Annotated in this window: 16 protein-coding genes; 11 read left to right on the top strand and 5 right to left on the bottom strand. The window is 51.8% G+C overall.

Annotation, left to right across the window (positions count from 1 at the left end):
• Positions 1-43 precede the first annotated feature (43 nt).
• Complete coding sequence (locus J4377_RS14300) at positions 44-1,507, top strand: sodium:alanine symporter family protein (RefSeq protein WP_038477791.1); 1,464 nt, start codon at positions 44-46, stop codon at positions 1,505-1,507.
• 39 nt (positions 1,508-1,546) lie between these two features.
• Complete coding sequence (locus tag J4377_RS14295) at positions 1,547-2,557, top strand: asparaginase domain-containing protein (RefSeq protein WP_253486015.1); 1,011 nt, start codon at positions 1,547-1,549, stop codon at positions 2,555-2,557.
• A gap of 11 nt (positions 2,558-2,568) precedes the next feature.
• Here J4377_RS14295 and J4377_RS14290 read toward each other — a convergent pair whose 3' ends face one another.
• The 5 genes from J4377_RS14290 to J4377_RS14270 form a co-directional block, all read right to left on the bottom strand.
• Positions 2,569-3,801 (bottom strand): DUF3422 domain-containing protein, encoded by a 1,233-nt coding sequence (locus tag J4377_RS14290; RefSeq protein WP_038477785.1) that lies wholly within the window; start codon positions 3,799-3,801, stop codon positions 2,569-2,571.
• A gap of 130 nt (positions 3,802-3,931) precedes the next feature.
• Positions 3,932-5,161, bottom strand: coding sequence for a nucleoside recognition domain-containing protein (locus J4377_RS14285; RefSeq protein WP_253486014.1), 1,230 nt, complete (start codon positions 5,159-5,161; stop codon positions 3,932-3,934).
• A 130-nt stretch (positions 5,162-5,291) separates the two neighbouring features.
• Positions 5,292-6,224, bottom strand: coding sequence for a lysine exporter LysO family protein (locus J4377_RS14280; protein ID WP_253486013.1), 933 nt, complete (start codon positions 6,222-6,224; stop codon positions 5,292-5,294).
• On the bottom strand, positions 6,225-6,959 hold the full coding sequence (locus tag J4377_RS14275) for a hypothetical protein (protein ID WP_095604022.1): 735 nt from the start codon (positions 6,957-6,959) through the stop codon (positions 6,225-6,227).
• Between the two features lie 88 nt (positions 6,960-7,047).
• Positions 7,048-7,983 (bottom strand): glyoxylate/hydroxypyruvate reductase A, encoded by a 936-nt coding sequence (locus J4377_RS14270; protein ID WP_095604021.1) that lies wholly within the window; start codon positions 7,981-7,983, stop codon positions 7,048-7,050.
• A 222-nt stretch (positions 7,984-8,205) separates the two neighbouring features.
• Between J4377_RS14270 and doeA the strand changes: the two genes are divergently transcribed.
• The 9 genes from doeA (at position 8,206) to J4377_RS14225 (ending at position 20,755) form a co-directional block, all read left to right on the top strand.
• Complete coding sequence (gene doeA / locus J4377_RS14265) at positions 8,206-9,405, top strand: ectoine hydrolase DoeA (RefSeq protein WP_038477771.1); 1,200 nt, start codon at positions 8,206-8,208, stop codon at positions 9,403-9,405.
• Positions 9,406-9,432: 27 nt separating this feature from the next.
• Positions 9,433-10,464 (top strand): N(2)-acetyl-L-2,4-diaminobutanoate deacetylase DoeB, encoded by a 1,032-nt coding sequence (gene doeB, locus J4377_RS14260; protein ID WP_038477767.1) that lies wholly within the window; start codon positions 9,433-9,435, stop codon positions 10,462-10,464.
• 8 nt (positions 10,465-10,472) lie between these two features.
• Positions 10,473-10,949: an Lrp/AsnC family transcriptional regulator gene (locus J4377_RS14255; protein WP_038477764.1), complete on the top strand. Its 477-nt coding sequence runs from the start codon at positions 10,473-10,475 to the stop codon at positions 10,947-10,949.
• Positions 10,950-11,128: 179 nt separating this feature from the next.
• Complete coding sequence (locus tag J4377_RS14250; RefSeq protein WP_038477761.1) at positions 11,129-11,998, top strand: carbon-nitrogen hydrolase family protein; 870 nt, start codon at positions 11,129-11,131, stop codon at positions 11,996-11,998.
• Positions 11,999-12,152: 154 nt separating this feature from the next.
• Positions 12,153-13,625, top strand: a complete 1,473-nt coding sequence (locus tag J4377_RS14245) for a biotin carboxylase (protein ID WP_038477759.1) — start codon at positions 12,153-12,155, stop codon at positions 13,623-13,625.
• 56 nt (positions 13,626-13,681) lie between these two features.
• The gene (locus tag J4377_RS14240) at positions 13,682-14,665 is read left to right on the top strand and encodes a C45 family autoproteolytic acyltransferase/hydolase (RefSeq protein ID WP_038486210.1); all 984 of its coding nucleotides are present in this window, start codon (positions 13,682-13,684) and stop codon (positions 14,663-14,665) included.
• 63 nt (positions 14,666-14,728) lie between these two features.
• Positions 14,729-17,506: an aminotransferase class I/II-fold pyridoxal phosphate-dependent enzyme gene (locus J4377_RS14235; RefSeq protein WP_198348934.1), complete on the top strand. Its 2,778-nt coding sequence runs from the start codon at positions 14,729-14,731 to the stop codon at positions 17,504-17,506.
• Positions 17,507-17,754: 248 nt separating this feature from the next.
• A complete protein-coding gene (locus J4377_RS14230; RefSeq protein ID WP_038477754.1) occupies positions 17,755-19,251 on the top strand; it encodes an NAD-dependent succinate-semialdehyde dehydrogenase in 1,497 nt (498 codons plus the stop codon).
• Positions 19,252-19,321: 70 nt separating this feature from the next.
• Positions 19,322-20,755 (top strand): aspartate aminotransferase family protein, encoded by a 1,434-nt coding sequence (locus J4377_RS14225; RefSeq protein ID WP_089039660.1) that lies wholly within the window; start codon positions 19,322-19,324, stop codon positions 20,753-20,755.

Raw genomic sequence — 20,755 nt, 5'->3', positions numbered from 1 at the left:
GAATTCCAACATAACGCTAATACAAGAACGCGGAGAAAATCACATGCTTGATATGCTCAATGAGCTCCTCTGGGGAAAGGTACTGCTAGTGCTGCTAGTAGGCGTTGGCATCGGTTTTACCGTTGCTTCCCGCTTTGTGCAGTTTCGTTATTTCGGCCAAATGTTTCGCATCCTGGGGTCGGGTCAGGCCTTTAAGCGTAATAAACACGGCCACTTAAGTTCGTTTCAGGCACTTGTTCTATCAGTGGCAGGGCGCGTGGGTGGCGGTAATATTGCCGGCGTAGCGGTCGCGATTACGCTAGGTGGCCCAGGGGCTATTTTCTGGATGTGGCTGGTGGGGCTGATGGGGATGGCGACTAGCTTTTTAGAATGTACCCTCGCGCAGACCTACAAAGAAGCGGAAGGCGATGGCACTTATCGCGGTGGTCCGGCGTACTACATTGTTAAAGGGTTAGGTAAACAGTGGCGTTGGCTGGCAGCGTTTTACTCGGTGCTATTGCTGTTAACTTTTGGTTTTGCCTTTACCGCACTGCAATCTTATGCGGTAGCGACCTCGTTTGGCGACGCCTTCGGTGTGCCGGTGCTTTACAGTGGCATTGCCCTGGCCATGCTGGTAGGACTGATTATTTTTGGTGGCATCAAGCGTATTGCGCGTATCTCAGAGTATCTAGTGCCTTTTATGGCGGTCAGCTATATCGCCATTGCGCTGTTGGTCATCGCCATGAACATTGGTGAAATTCCCGGCGTTATAACGCTAATCGTAAAAAGTGCGTTCGGCCTTGAGCCGCTGATTGGTGGCGGTATTGGTGCGGCCATTATGATGGGCTTGAAGCGTGGCTTGTTTTCTAACGAAGCGGGTCTGGGCAGTGCGCCTAATGTGGCGGCGGTTGCTTACGTACCGCACCCAGCTAACCAAGGTATCGTGCAGGCGTTTTCGGTGTTTATCGATACCGTGATTATCTGCTCGGCCACGGCGTTTTTGATTCTGCTCAGCGGTGTGTACGACCCGGCCGCAGGTGCTGGCGTTGAAGGTATCGCCCTCACCCAAGCGGCGCTTGCCGATCATGTAGGCGAATGGGGTCGCACCTTTGTTAGCCTCGCGCTGCTGTTGTTTGCGTTCAGTACTATTTTGTACAACTACTACCTAGGCGAGAACAGCCTCAACTTCTTTAGCCGCGATAACCAGAATCTGTTTAACGCTTTCCGGGTCGCCATTGTGTTGCTGGTGTGCTGGGGCGCGACCACAGATCTTGGCACTGTGTTCGGATTTGCCGATGTCACCATGGGCCTTCTGGCGGTGGTTAACCTCGTGGCACTGATTCTGTTGTTCAAGTGCGGCCTACGCATTCTTAACGATTACGATAGCCAGCGTCGCCAGGGCATCAAGCAGCCAATTTTCGATGCCAATCAACACCCAGATCTTGAGCTAGATCCGAAAGCCTGGGAGCTAGAGCCTGAAGAGGCCGAAGCGTTAAAGCAGCGTCTAGAAAGCGCGCCTGCTAAGTAAGCCCCCGTATGCACTAACGCTATTAGATAAGGAGAGACTATGCCCCGCGTACTCATGCTCTACACCGGCGGTACCATTGGTATGCAGCCATCGCCACATGGGTATGTGCCTTGCGCGGGGCTGGCCGAGCGCTTAACCGCGCACTTAGCGATGGGCGATGCCGACAGGCTACCATCGTTTGATGTGCTGGAAATGCAGCCTCTCATTGATAGTGCCGAGCTAATGCCCGACGCCTGGAACCGTTTAGTGGCACAGTTAGAAAGCCACTGGCAAACATACGATGGGTTTGTGGTGCTACACGGTACCGATACCATGGCGTATAGCGCCGCTGCGTTGTCGTTTATGCTCGGCGCGCTCAACAAGCCGGTGATCTTCACTGGCGCTCAAATTCCTTTGGGGGAGCCCCGTAGCGATGCACTGAATAATCTCGTCAGTGCACTGCAACTGGTGGCTCACTCCGCGACACCTTGTGAAGTGAGTCTGGTCTTTCACGATCGACTTCTGCGCGGTAATCGTGCGCGCAAGGTACGCACTCAGGGCTTAGATGCCTTTGACTCTCCCAATTTTCCCTGGCTTGCCGAGCTTGGCATCGCCATATCTTACCCGCAGCCCTCAGCGCTGCTGAGCGGACGGCCTGACTTTGCCCCCATTGAGGTAGATGATGAGGCGGTTGCGATATTGCCACTCTATCCTGGTATGTCGCTGTGCCGCGCCAAGGCGCTGCTGGCCGATGAACACCTAAAGGGCTTGATTCTGCATAGCTACGGCGTGGGCAACCCACCTAGTTTTGAAGGCGAGCTGTTAACGGCGTTAACGGCTGCAAATGAACGAGGGGTCGCACTGCTTAACGTGACTCAGTGCGCCCAAGGGGAAGTCGTACAGGGAGCCTACGCTACCGGCGCGGCGCTGAACCAAGCCGGTGTGATTGCAGGAGGTGATATCACCCTAGAGGCCGCCGTTGCAAAGCTCACGGTGCTGCTAGGTCGTGGAATGAGCGGCCCTGCACTGCGCAGGGCACTTAGCGGCTCACTACGGGGCGAGTGCAGCTAACGACTTGCCTACTAGTGCTTTTTAACCTTCCAAATTCGCCACGTTAAGATGGCTATAATAAGTGCACTCAGTGGCGCTATAACGGAGGCAGCAACGTTGGGTTCGATATCGACACCGAGTGCTCTTAAGCTTTCCAGCCCTAATTTCATTAAGCTAAAAATGTAGTAGCTGATGACGATGATCGAGAGGCCTTCAACGGCCTTTTGGATTTTTAGCTGGCTGCTCGCACGGGCATCTAAACTCTGCAAAATTTTGTAGTTTTGTCTCTCGATTTCGACCTGGGTGCGGGTACGCAACAAGTCGTTTAAGCGTGTAGCGCTGGTGGCCAGCGTTTCTACGCGGCGATTCATGGCATCGCAGTAACGCACGGCAGGCTCAAAACGCCGCAAAATAAACATGCCAAGCCGAGGATAATTACCGATACGCTCCTCGCGTAGCTCATTGATGCGTGCCAACACGATGTTGGCATAGGCATCGGTCGCGCTAAAGCGTTGACGTGTTTGTACTCCGCAGCGTTCGAGTTTTGCCGAGAGCAGTGTCAAGGCGTTGAGCAACGGTTCGGCTGGTGAGGTGTGCTGTTCGGCGTGTTGATGAGAGAGCGCAGACAGCTCCGTTTCATAGTGTTGTAGCTCACGGCTGAGTGCTTTGGCTTCCGGTAGCGCCAGCATTGCCATTATGCGGTAAGTCTCAATATCAAATAAGCGTCTTGCCATCCTGCCTAGTCGATAGCTATCCAGATTATCGTTAACCATTAGCAATCGGTTTCTTTGTTGATCATCCAGGTTGAAGTCGCTCCAAACCGTGGCATCTCCGCCGCCTACCTGTGAACCCGCTGGCTGATCTAATCCATAGGCCTCCACGCTACCTGCCCATCGATTAGCCGTTTCCACGCGCAATACGCTGGCGCTGATTATTTTATCGGCAACATCCGCGAGCAAACGGGCTAAAAAAGTAGGTGGTGTTGGCCAAATGCGAGGGTTGCTGTTGTTGTCGTGCTTAATGGTCAGCGTAAAAAACTCGGTGTGCCGCTCCCACTTTACTAAGCAACCCTGGCAACTGACTATTTGCTGAACCTGATCGGGCGTGACAGCGACCTCTGTCAGCTCTGCTAGGCGATTAAGCAACGTCGTAACGTCATCGCCTTCAAGCGTAAAAGCGTAGTGATGAAGACAAGCAGGCCCTTCAAAATAGATGGGAGGCCGCGCGTGAAGCTCGTTATGTAATGCCGTGTGTTGAGCATGCATGAAACAAATTACCTGATCTATTGTTGTTACGAGTGTTGTAAAGAGAGTTGTAAAGAGTGTCGTTAAGAGCGTTGTGACGAATGTTGTTATGAATAACCAGTTTGTTGGCTAACCTAGTTGCCAAGCGGCGTTAGCCAAAGAACCAATAGCAGACAGTGATGGCAGTAATAATGCCCGCAGCGTCAGCGATGAGCGCGCAGCCCAGGCCATGGCGAATACGGGTAACGCCGACCGCGCCAAAATAGACCGCTAGCACGTAGAAGGTCGTCTCGGTGCTGCCTTGCAGGGTGGCGGCCAGCAGGCCAGGAAAGCTATCGACGCCAAAGTTGTTCATTGTCTCAATCATCATGGCTCGCGAGCCGCTACCAGAAAGCGGTTTTACAAAGGCCGTAGGCAGCGCATCTACAAAGCGAGTGTCCCAGCCAATCCCTTCCACTAACCAGCGAATGCCACTGAGCCCTGCGTCCAGAACGCCGCTGGCACGCAGTACGCCAACCGCCACCAGCATGGCAATAAGATACGGCAGCAGGGTGACGGTAAAACTGACACCTTCTTTTGCCCCTTCAATAAAGGCGTCATACACCCTGACACCACGCAGTGCGCCGACCACTAAAAACATCATGACAATAGTGAATAACGTTAGGTTACCCACCAGTGTTGAAGCAGCCGCCAATGCCTGGGCCGACATGCCCGCCAGCGTGGTGATTAATAGCCCTAAGGCAAGCGCTGCAGCGACCAAATAGGCCAGCACCACGGGTTGCCAGAGCTTTAAGCGCTGTACGAGTGCAACCGCGAGTAGCCCTGCCAGGCTGGAGGCGCTGGTAGCCAACAAAATCGGAAGAAAAACCAGGGTGGGCTCTGCCGCGCCTTGCTGAGCACGATAAATGAAGATCGTGACGGGTAGCAGCGTCAGTGATGAGGTATTGAGTACTAAAAACAGGATTTGTGCGTTGCTGGCAGTATCGCGGCTCGGGTTAAGATTTTGAAGCGATTGCATGGCTTTAATGCCAATCGGTGTGGCAGCGTTATCTAAGCCTAGAATGTTAGCCGCAAAGTTCATGCTAATTAGCCCCATGGCAGGGTGGCCCCGGGGCACTTCTGGCATTAGGCGGGAAAACAGCGGGTCAAGCACGCGGCCTAGTAGGCGAATCATGCCTGCCTTCTCGGCAATCGAAAGAAAGCCCAGCCAAAGCGTCATAGTGCCTAATAGCACTAAAATAATGTCCACGCTGACCCGCGCCATATCGAACAGCGATTGCACTAAGCGAGCAAAAACCTCGCTATCACCACCGACTAACCACTGCCATAAAGACGCTGCAAACGCAGCAATGAAAAAGCTTAACCAAATTCCGTTTAGCATGGTAGGCAGTCATCCTGGGCAGTGAAGCAGTTGTGTTTTAACTGCGCGTACACTCCTAACTAAGCGTGCGCAAAAGGGTGCGTAGTTACAAATAACGCTGCTTATCCTACCCAATGATTGCCTGCAATCGCTAACCCGACAGCGAAAGAAAAAACAGAATCAGTGGTGGAGAGAGTAGTGACAGGATAAATCCGCTGACCACTGCAATCGGGACACAGGCCACACCGCCGTGCTGCTGGATCACCGGCAAGGTAAAGTCCATCGACGTCGCGCCGCCATAGCCAATGGCTAGCGCGGTGTGGCGGTGGATAACGAGCGGAATCAGAATAAATGCCAGCAGTTCGCGCGTTAGGTCGTTGAAAAACGCCACGCCACCCATTAACGGACCAAGTTGGTCGCCAATCAAAATAGCCGAAAGCGAATACCAGCCAAAGCCAGATGCCATGGCTAAGCCTTCATTCCAACTAAGTGAGAGTAGCGGGGCGGCTAACAAGCCAGCCAACAGTGAGCTCAGTGCAAGGGTGACCGCGATGGCAAGCCCTAGGCTATTGAGCAAAATTTGTTTAAGTGGCATGCCAGAATTGCGTAGCTGGCAGCCAATTAGCATCAATAGTGCGTATAGCACCCATTCCGCCAGCCAGTCGGCGGTGGTAAACAGCGCTTCCCCAATAAGCGGGCCGAGCAGTAGCCCAACCGCTACACCACCTGCCACCACGCCTACCAACATTAGCGAGCCCTGCATGGCGGCGAGTTTGCTGGTAGGGGCATTTTCCACCACCGGTGAACCACCGGCCTTCAAAGCCACTCGACGTGATAGCCACCATAGGGCGCCTAAGTTGAGCACCGTGGTAATGCTAAACAGCAGTAGCGCGTTACCGCCTAATCTTGAAAGTTGGCTGCCCAGGTTTTCAAGACCCGCAAGGCTGACCCCCATAAATAATAGAATCAAATAAACCGAGCCATTAACGGCTCGATTGATGAGATTCAGTAAGCGGGTAGAACGAACGCGCACTAAGTAGCCTAACAAGAGAGGCAATAAGACAATCAGTAATCCAGAAAGCATTTAAGGTGCGTTACCCCCAGCGGGGTTGAATTGAGTCATGGTGAGATACGTCTGACGACGCCCCTCTTTTCGATATTCTGCCGAGAGGATCAGTCCTGGCCAATCTGGGTGAAAATTAATGTGTAGATATCGGTCGGGCTTTTCTTTATCAATCAGCGTGACGCGCGTGGCTTCGAACTCACCGGCGGGAATGGTAATGGTGTTGGGCTCGTTGATATTCTGTTGATCGACATAGTACTGAAAGTGTTCGTCGCGTCCGCGGTGATCAACAAACTCGATATCACAGGGGGTGCTTACCATGCAGTCTTCATGACCCGCTCGTCGGGAAAGGTCAAATAGAGCGGCCTGGCGATCAAGCGAGCTAATATCACTTTCGTTGAGTTGGTAACTGTCGCCTATACCCAGTAGTGAATAACTGCTGTTATAGAGCAAAGAGCGAGTCGAGGTATCGTCTATCGAAAAGCGACTACGCTCCTCACCTCGGGCAATCGCGACTGCAAAATTCATATCACTTAACCAGTGAAGCCCTTCATTACTGAGCGTATGGGTAATAGTTGCGCCGGGCCAGCCGCGTATTTCTAAACGATATTGAGCCTGGAAGGGGTGTGGGGCCTGCAGAGTTTGCTCATCTTGTGGAGTATCTGCTGTTGCTAAGCCGCACAGGGAAAACAGGCAAGCGCCCAATATTGCGCTCGCAGACTTAGGGTGTCTGATGCCTCTTGTAACATAACGCAAAGGCCCTTCCTCCTTCTCGAGTGTTTTCCTAAGAGCCTTTAGCTAGCGCTTGGTTCCCCGTGCAGTATAGCGTGCGTATGGCTAAGCGTCAGTAGCCTGCTTCTGGGCTAATCGTTGCTAACGATTCACCCGCTTCAAATGCCTCAATATACGCAATGACTTGATCAATGGCGTCATTAAGTGGTGTAGGCGCTGCCATGTGAGGCGTTACTAACACGCTTGGGTGCTGCCAAAGGGGGTGGTTGGTTGGAAGAGGCTCTTCACAGAAAACGTCTAGCAGGGCACCACGCAGATGTCCTGGCTTATTCGTTTCACCGAGCGCATCTAGCAACGCCTGTTCATCGATTAGGCTGCCGCGACCGGGGTTAATAACACTGGCACCTTCGGGTAATTTCGCTAGCCGTTCGGCGTTAAGAATGCCTTCAGTGGCGGCGGTGTCTGGCAAAATAGTGACTAAGCTCTGCACTTGGCCAAGCAGTTCATCAAGCCCTTTATCGCCATGCAGGCAGCGTACGCCGCTAATTTCTTTAGGTGAGCGGCTCCAGCCAAGTACGGGGAATCCTGCTTGCGACAAGTGAGTGGCTACATAACTGCCGATTGCGCCAAGGCCTAATACGCCAACTGGCCACTGTGTTTTTTCAGGCACGGCTTGGGGTTTCCAAGTAGCGCTCTGCTGTTGAGTGGCGTAGCGATCCATGCTGCGGTAGAAGTGCAGTACGCCATATAGCACGTAATCTGCCATGAGTTCGCCCATGCCAGCATCACGTAATTTCACGATAGGAACATCGCTTGGAAGGCCGGGTGTTTTCAGTAAGTAATCAACACCCGCACCCAGGTTAATAATGCCTTTGAGCTGGCTTTGCTCCTGCAGTAAATGCTCTGGGGCTTTCCAAACGGCAAGGTAGTCGGCGTTTTTTCGTTCATCTTCAGGTGCGTCACTTGTCAATACAGTGGCCTGGGGTAACGCTTTTTCAAGTGCGGCTTGCCATTGGGCTGAATCATCAATATGGATGACTACTTTCATTTTTCCTCCTGACTACATGTTAACTATGGTTACGCTATCACGGCTTACCACAATTTTTGTCATAAAGGCTTTGACCGGCAACCAAGGGTCGGTGCTAGTATCGCCCTAAGACGACATTGGCAGGCCTACTGCGGGGGTGGCCAGGTCGATCCTGTGGCCCAGCGTACCTAACTTACAATAGATGGCGCTGGTTCTTAGTGATCTTTGATGGCGAGTTGCCCGATGACTGAGGTTTCCCTGCCTTTCACGCGTGAAGAGTATGCTAATCGCTTGTGGAAGGTGCGTGCAGAAATGGCTGGCCGTGGCATTGACGTGCTGATTGTCAGTGACCCCTCCAACATGGCGTGGTTGACCGGCTACGACGGTTGGTCATTTTATGTTCATCAATGTGTATTGGTGGGCCTTGAAGGCGAACCTGTATGGTTTGGCCGCCGTATGGATGCCAACGGCGCGCTGCGCACCTGCTGGATAGACCCCGATAATATTACCTACTATCCGGATTACTATGTTCAAAATCCGGATATGCATCCAATGGAGTATCTTGCCCAATCGATCATGCCCGACCGCGGTTGGCATACCGGTGTGGTGGGTATGGAGATGGATAACTACTACTTCTCTGCTAAAGCCTATCAAAGCCTTTTACGTGAGCTTCCCCATGCGCGTTTCATGGATGCCAACGCACTCGTGAATTGGTGCCGGGCGATTAAGTCGCCGCAAGAAATAGCTTATATGCGTGTGGCAGCAAAAATTGTTGAAGGTATGCACACGCGTATTTTGGAAGTTATTGAACCCGGGCTGCCAAAAAGTAAGCTGGTGTCGGAAATTTACCGCGTCGGCATCGAGGGATTTGTCGACGAGAATGGCAAGGTGTTTGGCGGCGATTATCCTGCCATTGTACCGATGTTGCCAACCGGTAAAGACGCTGCTGCGCCGCACCTTACCTGGGACGACACGCCATTTCGCAAAGGCGAAGGCACGTTCTTCGAAATTGCTGGTGTATTCAAGCGCTACCACGCGCCGATGTCGCGCACCGTATTTTTAGGTACGCCGCCAACAGACTTTATTCGTGCTGAATCTGCCTTGTTGGAAGGCATTGAGAGTGGCTTGGCCGTGGCTAAGCCGGGCAATCGTACGGCGGATATTGCCATGGCACTGGGTGCGGCGATGGATAAGTACGGTTTTGACCGTGGTGGCGCACGCTGTGGTTACCCGATTGGTATCTCGTACCCGCCGGATTGGGGCGAGCGCACGATGAGCTTACGCCCCTCAGACGAAACTATTCTTCAGCCCGGAATGACATTTCACTTCATGCCTGGCCTCTGGGTAGAAGACTGGGGGCTGGAAATTACCGAAAGCATTCTGATTACTGAAAATGGCTGTGAAACCCTGGCCAATTTTCCGCGCCAGCTGTTTGTTAAGTAGCTGTCTATACAATACAAGGGACATACAATGACGCTTCAACCGAACCAACTGCGGCCTAGCCCTATTTCCGCCACCGTTGATTTCGACGCCGATGGCGTACAGCACGGTTTTTTAAAACTGCCGATTTCCACCGATGAGTCTGCCTGGGGCGCGGTGATGATACCTATTACCGTGGTTAAAAATGGCGAAGGCCCCACAGCGTTATTAACGGGCGGGAATCATGGCGATGAATACGAAGGCATAACGTCGTTGTTGAAGCTTTCTTCCACGTTGAAAGCGGAAGAGGTGAGTGGGCGAGTAATTATCGTACCGTGTATGAACACGCCAGCAGTTATGGCCGGGAAACGCACGTCGCCGATGGATAAAGGCAACTTGAATCGTAGTTTTCCAGGGGACCCGAACGGCACCGTAACGTCGCAAATCGCTGATTATTTTACCCGTGTATTGGTTCCTATTAGCGATGTAGTACTCGATTTGCACTCTGGTGGCCGCACGCTGGATATTTTGCCGTTCGGCGCTTCTCACGTTTTAGACGATAAGTCTCAACAGCAGGCTGCGTTGGAAGGCGCTAAAGCGTTCGGCGCTCCCTACGCGATGGTGATGTTTGAGCTAGATGCAGAAAAGCTGTTCGATACTGCCTGTGAGCGCCAAGGTAAAGTATTTGTGGCCACTGAACTTGGCGGCGGCGGTACGTCCACGCCGCAAAGCATTGCGATTGCTGAGCGCGGTGTGCGCAATTTTTTGATCCATTACGGTTTGGTGCAAGGCAAAGTGGAAATGCCTGAGGGCGGGCAAATGTACCTCGATATGCCAGATGCCAGCTGCTACGTGCAAAGCCAGCACTCTGGGGTGTTAGAGCTGTTGGTGGCGTTGGGTGATAGCGTGAAAAAAGGCCAAACCATTGCTTATGTTTATGATATGACCCGCAGCGGTACCGCTCCTGTGGCTTACAAAGCGGAACGTGATGGCATCTTAATGGCTCGCCGTGCGCCATCGTTAATCAATATGGGGGACACCCTGGCGGTGATTGCCGATGTTGTTGAACGCCTGGAGGCGTGACAACCAGCATGATGAAATTGGACCGTTATGATTTAAAAATTCTCGATATTCTCTCTCGGGATGGACGAATCACTAAGTCGAAGCTGGCGGAAGCCATCAACCTCTCGGTGAGTCCCTGCTGGGAGCGAGTTAAACGCCTGGAAAAGGCGGGCGTTATCGAAGGATATACCGCGCGCATTAATGCTGATGTATTAGTGCCGCGCAACTCCGTATGGGTGCAGATCGAGCTTAAACAGCACAATGCTGAAAGCTTTACCCGCTTTGAAGCATTAGTCATGCAAACGCCCGATGTCACAGAGTGTGTGGCGGTAGGCGGTGGCGTGGACTATCTAGTGAAGTTTGAGGTGTTTTCCATCGACAGTTATCAACGTTTGATCGATAGTTGGTTGGTCTCGGACGTGGGAATAGAGCGTTACTTCACCTATATCGTGACCAAGTCCGTCAAACGGACTGAGCCAGGTATTGGATCGAACGACTTTTTGTAATGTCGGTCTGTGCAAATTGGATTTAATAAATTCCCTTTGTATTTGATCAACGATATTTCAGCGTTTCATTGGCTTAACATGAAAGTTAATGCCACTCACCACTAGCTTAGTGAAAGACATCCATAGAAGTTAATTTGCTAAGCGGAAACAGTCAGACCGCCTGACGCAGAGAGAAGCTAATGTCATATTTCACCATTGCCGGTGTTCAAATGCATGCCCTGCACCATGGCGACAATACCGAGGCTATGCGCCATCGGATCGATGCGCTAATGAATCGTTTTCCTCAGGTTCAAATGGTGCTGTTCAGCGAATTAATGCCGATGGGAGCTTCACCGCTCCACGCTCAAACGTTGCCCAGCGATACCGAAGCATTTTTTTGCCAACTGGCTGCGCAACATCGCATCTGGTTAATTCCGGGCTCAATGTTCGAGCAAGTAGGCGAGCATACCTACAATACCTTGGTAGTGATTAACCCACTGGGCCAAGTTGTAACGCGTTATCGCAAGATGTTCCCGTTCCGGCCTTACGAAGCCGGCGTCGAGGGCGGCAGTGAATTTGTGGTCTTCGATGTGCCAACGATAGGCCGCTTTGGCGTTTCTATCTGTTATGACATGTGGTTTCCCGAAACGACTCGTACTCTGGCTTCAATGGGGGCCGAAGTCATTCTCCACCCCACTATGACGGATACCATTGACCGAGATATTGAGCTGTCAATTGCCCGCACCAATGCGGCGATCAACCAGTGTTACTTCTTCGATATCAATGGCGCTGGCGCGTTGGGGAACGGCCGCTCTATCGTCGTTGGTCCCTCTGGCGATGTAATCCATCAAGCGGGTATTGGTGAAGAAGTCATACCTATCGAAATTGACCTCAACCGCGTCCGCCGCGAGCGCGAAACAGGGTTACGCGGTTTGGGCCAGCCACTGAAAAGTTTCCGTGATCGTGAAGTCGATTTTTCGCTATACCGTAGCGAAAACGGATCTTCTCCTTTCCTTGACACCTTAGGACCACTTGCTAAACCGGTACGTACCGACCAAGACATTTTTTAGGAGCCTATTTGGCTTGACCCATCATCACGAGAAGAACGGATTTCGCGCCAAGCTGGATGATCAATTTAGGCGAATATCGCGATATTTAGCGAAACTCCTAGGCAGCACTAGTTCAACACGGCCTTCAGTACGTGTCATACAAGGAGCGAAAACAATGAATAAAATAACGTCCATTGCAGATGTTCGTAGATATTTTTTAAACAATAAAGAGCCGGTTTACTTTATTTCTGCGACGAACTTCAATCTTCTGGGTATCGGTGATTGGGTAGGGAGCTTCCGTCATATTAACTATATTGACTGCTTTGAAGGCAAGCAGCGTAATGTCTTCGTGCCTAAACAGAAGTTTCCCCGCGACTTCGAGAGCATTGAAGACATTAATAACTATCTGCTTGAGCACAAAGAAGTCATTGATTTCATTCAATCACGAGCCAATGGCGAAAGCGCAGGGGTGGCATCGTTTTTAATGTTTGATGAGCACACCGAAGAAATTTGTGAGCAGTTGGGCCTGCGGGTTGCCTTCCCTCCCGCCGAACTGCGCAAGCGGATGGATAATAAAATTGAGACGGTGCGTATTGGCAATAAAGCGGGTGTGCCCAGCGTGCCCAACGTGTTGGCCAGGGTAGGCAGTTATCAGGAGCTTCTAGAGGTCAGCGAGTCGCTCGGTAACGATTTAGTGGTACAGACCGCGTTTGGCGATTCTGGTCATACCACCTTCTTTATTGCCAGTGAAGAAGACTATTATAAGCATGCTGAAGAGATCGAAGCCGAACCCGAGGTCAAGATCATGAAGCGCATCAACTGTCGCGGCTCGGCGATAGAAGCTTGTGCCACGCGTTGCGGTACGGTCGTAGGCCCGCTGATGACAGAGCTTGTAGGCTTCAAATCCTTGACTCCTTATAAGGGCGGTTGGTGTGGCAACGAAATGTTTGCCGGCGCCTTTAGTCAGGAAGTGCGTGATTTAGCGCGCGAGTACACCTTTAAGTTTGGTGAGGCACTACGCGAAGAGGGCTATCGAGGATATTTTGAACTCGATTTCCTGATTGATATGGATACCAATGAAGTGTATCTGGGTGAACTTAACCCCCGTGTGACCGGAGCAAGCTCTCTGACGAATGTGGCGGCTTTTGCTCATTCTGATATTCCACTGTTCCTGTTTCACCTGCTTGAATTTTCGGATGTCGATTTTGACCTGGACATCAATGATATCAACGAGCGTTGGGCGCATCCTGAAAGTGTCGACAGCTGGAGCCAGCTGGTTATCAAGCATACTGATGAAAGCGTTGACCTGTTAACGCAGGCGCCTACTACCGGCGTATGGCGCATGAATGCTCAGGGCGAAATTGCTTATGATCATTATAGCTATCACCCCCACGCGGCAGAGAACGAGCATGAAGCCTTTTTTCTGCGCATTAGTGGCGCAGGAGACTTCCGGTATGAGGGGGCCGACCTGGGTATTTTGATCACCCGGGGGCGGTTAATGGATGATGACTTCCAGCTGAATGAGCGTGCCAAGGCTTGGATAGACGGCATTCGTGGTCAGTACACCGGACAGGCGTTGCAAGATCCAGTGGTGGAGGAAGTTGCCGTCAGCCATGCTATCGGCGGTGGCAACTTCAAAATTCTTTAATCATGGACAGCAACTTTGCTGCAGGCCGAGCACCTGGTGTGGAGCTGGACAAAGCCTTGACGTTTCGCACCGTGCATGAAGAGGTGGCGGGGCCAAAATGGCAGTCGTTGTTCCATTACCACTGGCCTGCCTATGAACCCTGGTATCTGGCCGAAGGCGAGCGTGAGCGTCCCTCTTATCTTGAGTGTCATAACGCCTTACGCAAGCACATGCCCGAATTGCTGGCTACTTACCGTACGTTGTGCGAAGTAGCCGGTGGAGGAGATCTTTCGTCACGGCTACTGAGTTTGTATCGTCCGCCGCCGTATATTACCGGCTGCTCACAGGCGGTACTAGCAAGGCCGACATCAACTGTGCTGGCACGCAACTATGATTACCCGCCGGAGCTATGCGAGGGCTCCATTCTTTACACCCGCTGGAATCAGCGCCGTGTTATCGCTATGTCTGATTGCCTGTGGGGCGTGCTAGACGGGATGAACGATTCAGGGCTTGCTGTTTCTCTGGCCTTTGGTGGGCGCAAGGTGGTGGGGGATGGCTTCGGTGCTCCGATTATTCTTCGCTACATTCTCGAATTCTGCGATACCGTGCCCGAAGCTGCTGCGGTACTTGCGAGAGTGCCTACCCATATGGCCTACAACATTACCGTGGCAGATGCTTCGGGACGTTATGTCACGGCGATGATTGCACCAGATCGCCGCGCCAGCATTCGGCGGGTGGCGGTGGCTACTAATCATCAAAAGAAAATCGAATGGTATGCCCATGCGCTGGCTTCTGAAACCCTAATTCGCGAGCGCCAGCTCTCGATTCTGGTGGACGATGACGCCACCACTGAAGAGCGACTAATTTCGGCTTTTTCCGCTCCTCCTTTGTTTCGCCATGACTATCGGCGTGGCCTGGGCACAGTGTATACCGCGGTATATCGCACCAAGGAAAGGCTTACCCAGTTCCGTTGGCCCGGCAGAGTATTAGACTTGAACTTCGACGAGTTTCCAGAGGAGCAGATTACCGTGCGTTATGGCTCCCGCGGACTGTATGGCTGATTAGCACTATTGCTGAGGCAAGTGTCTTTTCCAGATAAATACCTAAAAAGGATGGGTGTCGTCATGCAAGAGAACAATTCAACCGAAACTTCCTACACCGCCCTGGGTTTTTATCACAAAATTTCCCAACTTCGTGCTGATACCTGGAATGAGCTTAAACGTGATTTGGGTATTTTGACGCGCCTTAAAGAAGAGGATCGCGCCAAAAACTTGATTAAAGCTATCGACATCAAGTTGACACGCTTAGAGATTATTGAGGACTACCACGCATTTCCATCCAAAGAGGATTTTCGCCACCTTTGGACGCTATTTAATCGCGGTGAATATGCGCTGTTGGATAAAGTCGTTAAGCGTTTGGTAAGGGCGTTGATCAGTGAGTCCTATCGTCGACGGCATGTAGATCTTTCTGAGACGGATGCGGGTGCTGAAGACATGGAAGCACTGGACGCCCTTAATCAACTTCGCCGCGGGCACCCGGCTTCCAATAGTTCGGCGCAACCTTACTTTGAACTGCTGATCGTAGATAATCTTTCTAACCAGGAAGAAGATGTGGTGCGTGAAGCATTTCATAACATGCGCCGATCTGAAGATCGCTTTGTTTACGATGTTGTAACGGTAAAAAGCTTTGAAGATGCGTTGATTGCCATATTGGTGAATCCTAATATACAAGCATGTCTGATTCGCTACGAGTTTCCGTATAAGTCCAAGTATAACCTCAGTGCTTTGCGTAATTATCTGGAAGGTCTCTCAGAAAATGAGCTGGAGCACCATAGCGAAGCTGATCGCAGTATCCTGCTGAGTTCGATGATTCATGAGTTGCGCCCAGAAATTGATCAATTTCTGGTGACGAGCGGTGATGTTGAAGCCACGGCAAGCCGAGATATTAAGCACTTCAACCGTATCTTCTACCGCGAAACGGATTACATCGAGCAGCATCATACGATTCTACGCGCCATTGATAATCGCTATCGCACACCGTTTTTTGATGCTCTGCGTGAATACAGTAGAAAGCCCACAGGGGTATTTCATGCCATGCCCATTTCCAGGGGCAAGTCGGTGACTCGGTCCCACTGGGCAGGGCACATGATCGACTTCTACGGCATTAATATTTTTCTGGCAGAAACATCAGCAACATCCGGGGGACTAGACTCTCTGTTGCAACCGTTTGGGCCAATCAAAAAGGCACAAGAGTATGCTGCCCGCGCCTTTGGAGCTCGTCGTAGCTTCTTTGTGACTAATGGTACGTCCACTGCCAATAAGATTGTGGTGCAGGCGCTAATTAAGCCGCGAGACATCGTGTTGATCGATCGTGACTGCCACAAGTCGCATCATTACGGCATGGTTTTAGCCGGTGCACATGTCAGTTATTTAGACTCCTATCCGCTTGATGATTATTCCATGTACGGTGCGGTGCCGCTGCATGAAATCAAGAAAACGCTGCTGTCCTACAAGCGTTCCGGACAATTGCACAAAGTTAAGATGTTGTTGCTGACCAACTGCACCTTCGATGGCATCGTCTATAACGTGCGCCGAGTGATGGAAGAGTGTTTGGCGATTAAACCAGATCTGGTTTTTCTTTGGGATGAAGCATGGTTTGCTTTCGCTGGTTTTAACCCGACGTATCGGCCACGTACGGCTATGAATGCGGCACGTACGTTGCGCGATCGTTACCGAAGCGAGAGTTATCGGGAAGAGTATGCGGCTTGGAAAGCCGAGTTCGATAAGCTCGACCCAGAAGATGACGCTACATGGCTTGACCAGCGACTGATGCCCGACCCAGATGAAGTACGTATTCGCACCTATGCTACTCACTCAACCCACAAAACGCTGACTTCATTACGCCAAGGCTCAATGATTCACGTGTGGGATCAAGATTTTCGTCAGAAAGTGGAGGCTTCTTTCCATGAAGCCTACATGACTCACACTTCTACTTCGCCCAACTATCAGATTGTGGCATCGCTGGATGTGGGAAGAATGCAGGCGGAAATGGAAGGTTTCGAACTGGTACATGCCCAGGTAGAGACGGCGCTTTCGCTCCGCGAACAGCTCTACACCCACCCATTACTGCAGAAATATTTCCGCGTATTGAAGAATAGCGACATGGTGCCTGAAGCCTATCGCGAGTCGGGTGTAGAGTCCTATTACGACCCGGTGACGGGTTGGAATAAGATGGAGGAAGCCTGGGCGCGAGACGAGTTTGTTGTTGACCCTTCCCGTGTCACGATTGCCATCGGCAATACTGGGGTTGATGGCGATACATTCAAAAATGAATACCTGATGAATAAGTACGGTATTCAAATTAACAAAACTTCCCGCAACACCGTACTGTTTATGACCAATATCGGCACGACACGGGGCTCTATTGCCTACCTGCTGGATGTGCTGATCAAGTTGGCGAAAGAGTTCGAATATCGCTTGGAAGACAGTAGTCGTCCTGAGCGCAAAATCATCGAAAATCAGGTGCATTCGCTGAATCATGATTTGCCGCCACTACCTGACTTCAGTCGTTTCCACGATGCCTTCCGGCCGAATCCCGATACGCCCCAGGGCGATATTCGTTGCGCTTACTTTCTAAGTTACGACGAAGAGAATACTGAGTACTTACGCTTCGATAATGGCAAGTTGCAGGCGCAGATGCGTGCCGGTCGCGATGTTGTATCGGCAAGTTTTGTCATCCCTTATCCGCCAGGATTTCCGGTGTTAGTACCAGGGCAGGTCATCAGCGAAGAAATTTTAGCGTTTCTTCAGGCGCTGGATGTCACTGAGATCCACGGCTATCGGCCGGAGTTAGGGCTAGTGGTGTTTACCGAGGAAGCCTTGATTAACCCCGCAGCAGGTTAAATGCAGCAGATTAAATAGAGGCGCTGCCAAAAAAAAGCACTTTAAAGGTAGCTTTCACAAAAAAAGCGCCGGAATTATCCGGCGCTTTCAAAAACACTTCGTGCGGTATCTCCCTTACGCTAGACACACTGAAACAGCCCATCGAGACGTTGGGCTGTATAGCGATTTTTTAGCAACATTTTTCTGTGCAACGGTTTGTCGCCAGCGATTGGCTTCACCGTAACTGGCTGCAACCTGGGGAGGTGCCCATGACCACACTATCGACCACGCTCACTAAGCGCTTGGAAGATCCGCGTCTGTTCCGGCAGTACGCCTACGTAGACGGTAAATGGACCCACGGTGACGGCGGCCGCGAAGAAGCGGTGTATGACCCGGCGACCAATGAAGCCATTGGCCACATTCCCTTGCTGGAAGCGGAACAAATTACCGCTGCCGTGGATGCTGCTGAAACTGCCTTTGTACAGTGGCGTGCCCTACGCGCTGACGAGCGCTGCGAGCGCTTGCTGGCTTGGTACGATTTGATTCAAGCCAATCGTGAAGACCTAGCCACCATCATGACGTTGGAGCAGGGCAAGCCGCTGCCGGATGCCCGTGGCGAAGTAGAGTACGGTGCCAGTTTTGTACGTTGGTTCGCTGAAGAGGGTAAACGCACCTACGGTGAAACCATTCCAAGCCATATTCCTAATGCATCACTGGGCACCATTAAAGAGCCGGTAGGCATTGCGGCGATGATTACGCCGTGGAACTTCCCGCTGGCAATGATTACCCGCAAGGCCGCAGCGGCGTTGGCCGCTGGATGTCCGGTGATCATCAAGCCTGCCAATGAAACGCCGTTCTCTGCGCTGGCGCTGGCGGAGCTTGCCGAGCGAGCAGGGATTCCGGAAGGTATTTTTAACGTCGTACTGGGTGATCCTGCAGAAGTCTCTAAAATTTTGTGCAGCGAGCCGCGTATCCGAGCGCTCTCTTTCACTGGCTCCACCCGTGTTGGCCGCTTGCTGATTGAGCAGAGCGCAAATACGGTCAAACGGCTATCGCTGGAATTAGGTGGCAATGCGCCGTTTATCGTTGGTCCGGATATGGATCCCAAAGAGGCAGCCTATGCTGCAGTCTCGGCCAAGTTTCAAACGGCTGGGCAAGATTGCCTAGCCGCTAACCGCATTTTGGTTCACGAATCTATCCATGATGAGTTCGTTGAGCAATTTACCGAGCGTATGGCGGCACTTACCGTGGGTAACGGATTGCACGGTGAAGTTGACCTTGGCCCGCTGATTCATCGCCAGGCAGTCGAAAAAGCAGCATCGATTGTTGATGATGCGATTTCCAAAGGTGCCACTATGATTGCTGGTGACCAGAGCCAAGCACCGGGCGATAACTTCTTTATGCCAGTGCTGTTGACCAATGTAACACCGCAAATGAAAGTCTGGCGTGAAGAGAACTTTGCCCCGGTGGCCGGTATTACCGCTTATAGTACCGATGACGAAGTTATTGAAATGGCCAATGACACCGAATACGGCTTAGCGGCCTATATCTACACCCATGATATTCGTCGTATCTGGAAGCTAATGCGGGCGTTGGAGTATGGCATGGTTAGCGTCAACTCCGTGAAAATGACAGGCCCACCGGTACCTTTTGGTGGCGTGAAACAGTCCGGCCTTGGTCGTGAAGGCGGCGCTACCGGTATCGATGAGTATTTAGAAACGAAGTACTACTGCCTTGGGGCATTAGGTTCAGTATCGGGAAGTTGATATTTAATCGGTTTTATTAATTTAAGCATCCTCCCCACACGGTGGGGAGGGACTGTATAGAGAGAACGTTATGAGCTTGCATCAGGATCTGATCGAACGCGACCGTAAAGTCACTTTTCACGCCTCTACGCACCTGCGCGACTTCGCCCACGGAGATTTGCCAGGTCGTGTTATCACTGGCGGTAAAGGTATTAATATCGTAGATAAAGATGGCCGTGAGTTTATCGACGGCTTTGCGGGCCTTTACTGCGTCAATATTGGCTATGGCCGCACTGAAGTTGCTGAAGCGATCTATAAGCAAGCGCTAGAGCTTTCTTATTACCACACCTATGTAGGCCACTCGAACGAGCCGCAGATCGAACTTTCTGAGCGTATTCTGAAAATCGCTGGCATGAACATGTCCAAGGTGTATTACGGCATGTCAGGCTCTGATGCGAATGAAACACAGCTCAAAATAGTACGTTACTACAACAACGTGTTGGGGCGTCCGCAGAAGAAAAAAGTGATCTCGCGTATGCGTGGTTACCACGGTTCCGGCATCGCATCTGGTTCGCTAACTGGTCTTAAAGCATTCCACGACCATTTTGACCTGCCAATTGACACCATTCGCCACACTGAAGCGCCGCACTACTATCTGCGCGCGGCAGAACAGCACGGTATGACAGAACTTGAGTTTTCTGCCTACTGTGCCGAGAAATTAGAGGCAATGATTCTGGAAGAAGGCCCCGACACCGTCGCAGCATTTATCGGTGAGCCGGTGCTGGGTACCGGTGGTATCGTACCGCCGCCAGAAGGCTATTGGGATGCGATTCAAGCAGTGCTGAACAAGTATGACGTGCTATTGATAGCCGACGAGGTCGTGTGTGGCTTTGGCCGTACCGGTTCGGACTTCGGTAGCCACCACTACAACATGAAGCCTGATTTGGTCACCATTGCTAAGGGGCTAACCAGCGCGTACCAGCCGCTTTCTGGCGTGATTGTTGGCGACAAAGTATGGAAAGTGCTTGAGCAGGGTACTGGTGAGTTTGGTCCCATCGGCCATGGCTGGACCTATTCAGGTCACGCACTAGGCTGTGCCGCTGGCCTTGCCAATTTGGATATTATCGAACGCGAAAACCTAGTGGGTAACTCTGCTGAAACTGGCGGCTACTTCCAGCAGCAGCTCAAGGCTACCTTTGAAGGTCACCCGTTGCTTGGCGACGTGCGCGGCGTTGGCCTAATGGCCGCTCTAGAGTTCTCGCCAGACGCCAAACAGCGCTTGCATTTCGACCCGGCGTTGAAAGTTGGCCCGCGTGTTGCAGCAGCGGCAATGGAAGAAAACCTGATCGCCCGTGCAATGCCACAAGGCGATATTCTGGGCTTTGCACCGCCACTGACTATTAACCGTGATGAAGTTGACGAAATGATTGGTCGCGCCAAACGCGCCATTGATCGCGTGACTGATGAACTGGTGCGTTCCGGTGATCTTAAAACCGGTGAGCAAGAAGCCGCCTTTACGATTTAA

The organism is Halomonas sp. XH26 (genome assembly GCF_024138895.1).
Taxonomy (GTDB): domain Bacteria; phylum Pseudomonadota; class Gammaproteobacteria; order Pseudomonadales; family Halomonadaceae; genus Vreelandella; species Vreelandella alkaliphila.
The sequence above is the reverse complement of the archived record's forward strand: the minus strand, read 5'-3'. Positions and strand labels throughout refer to the sequence as shown.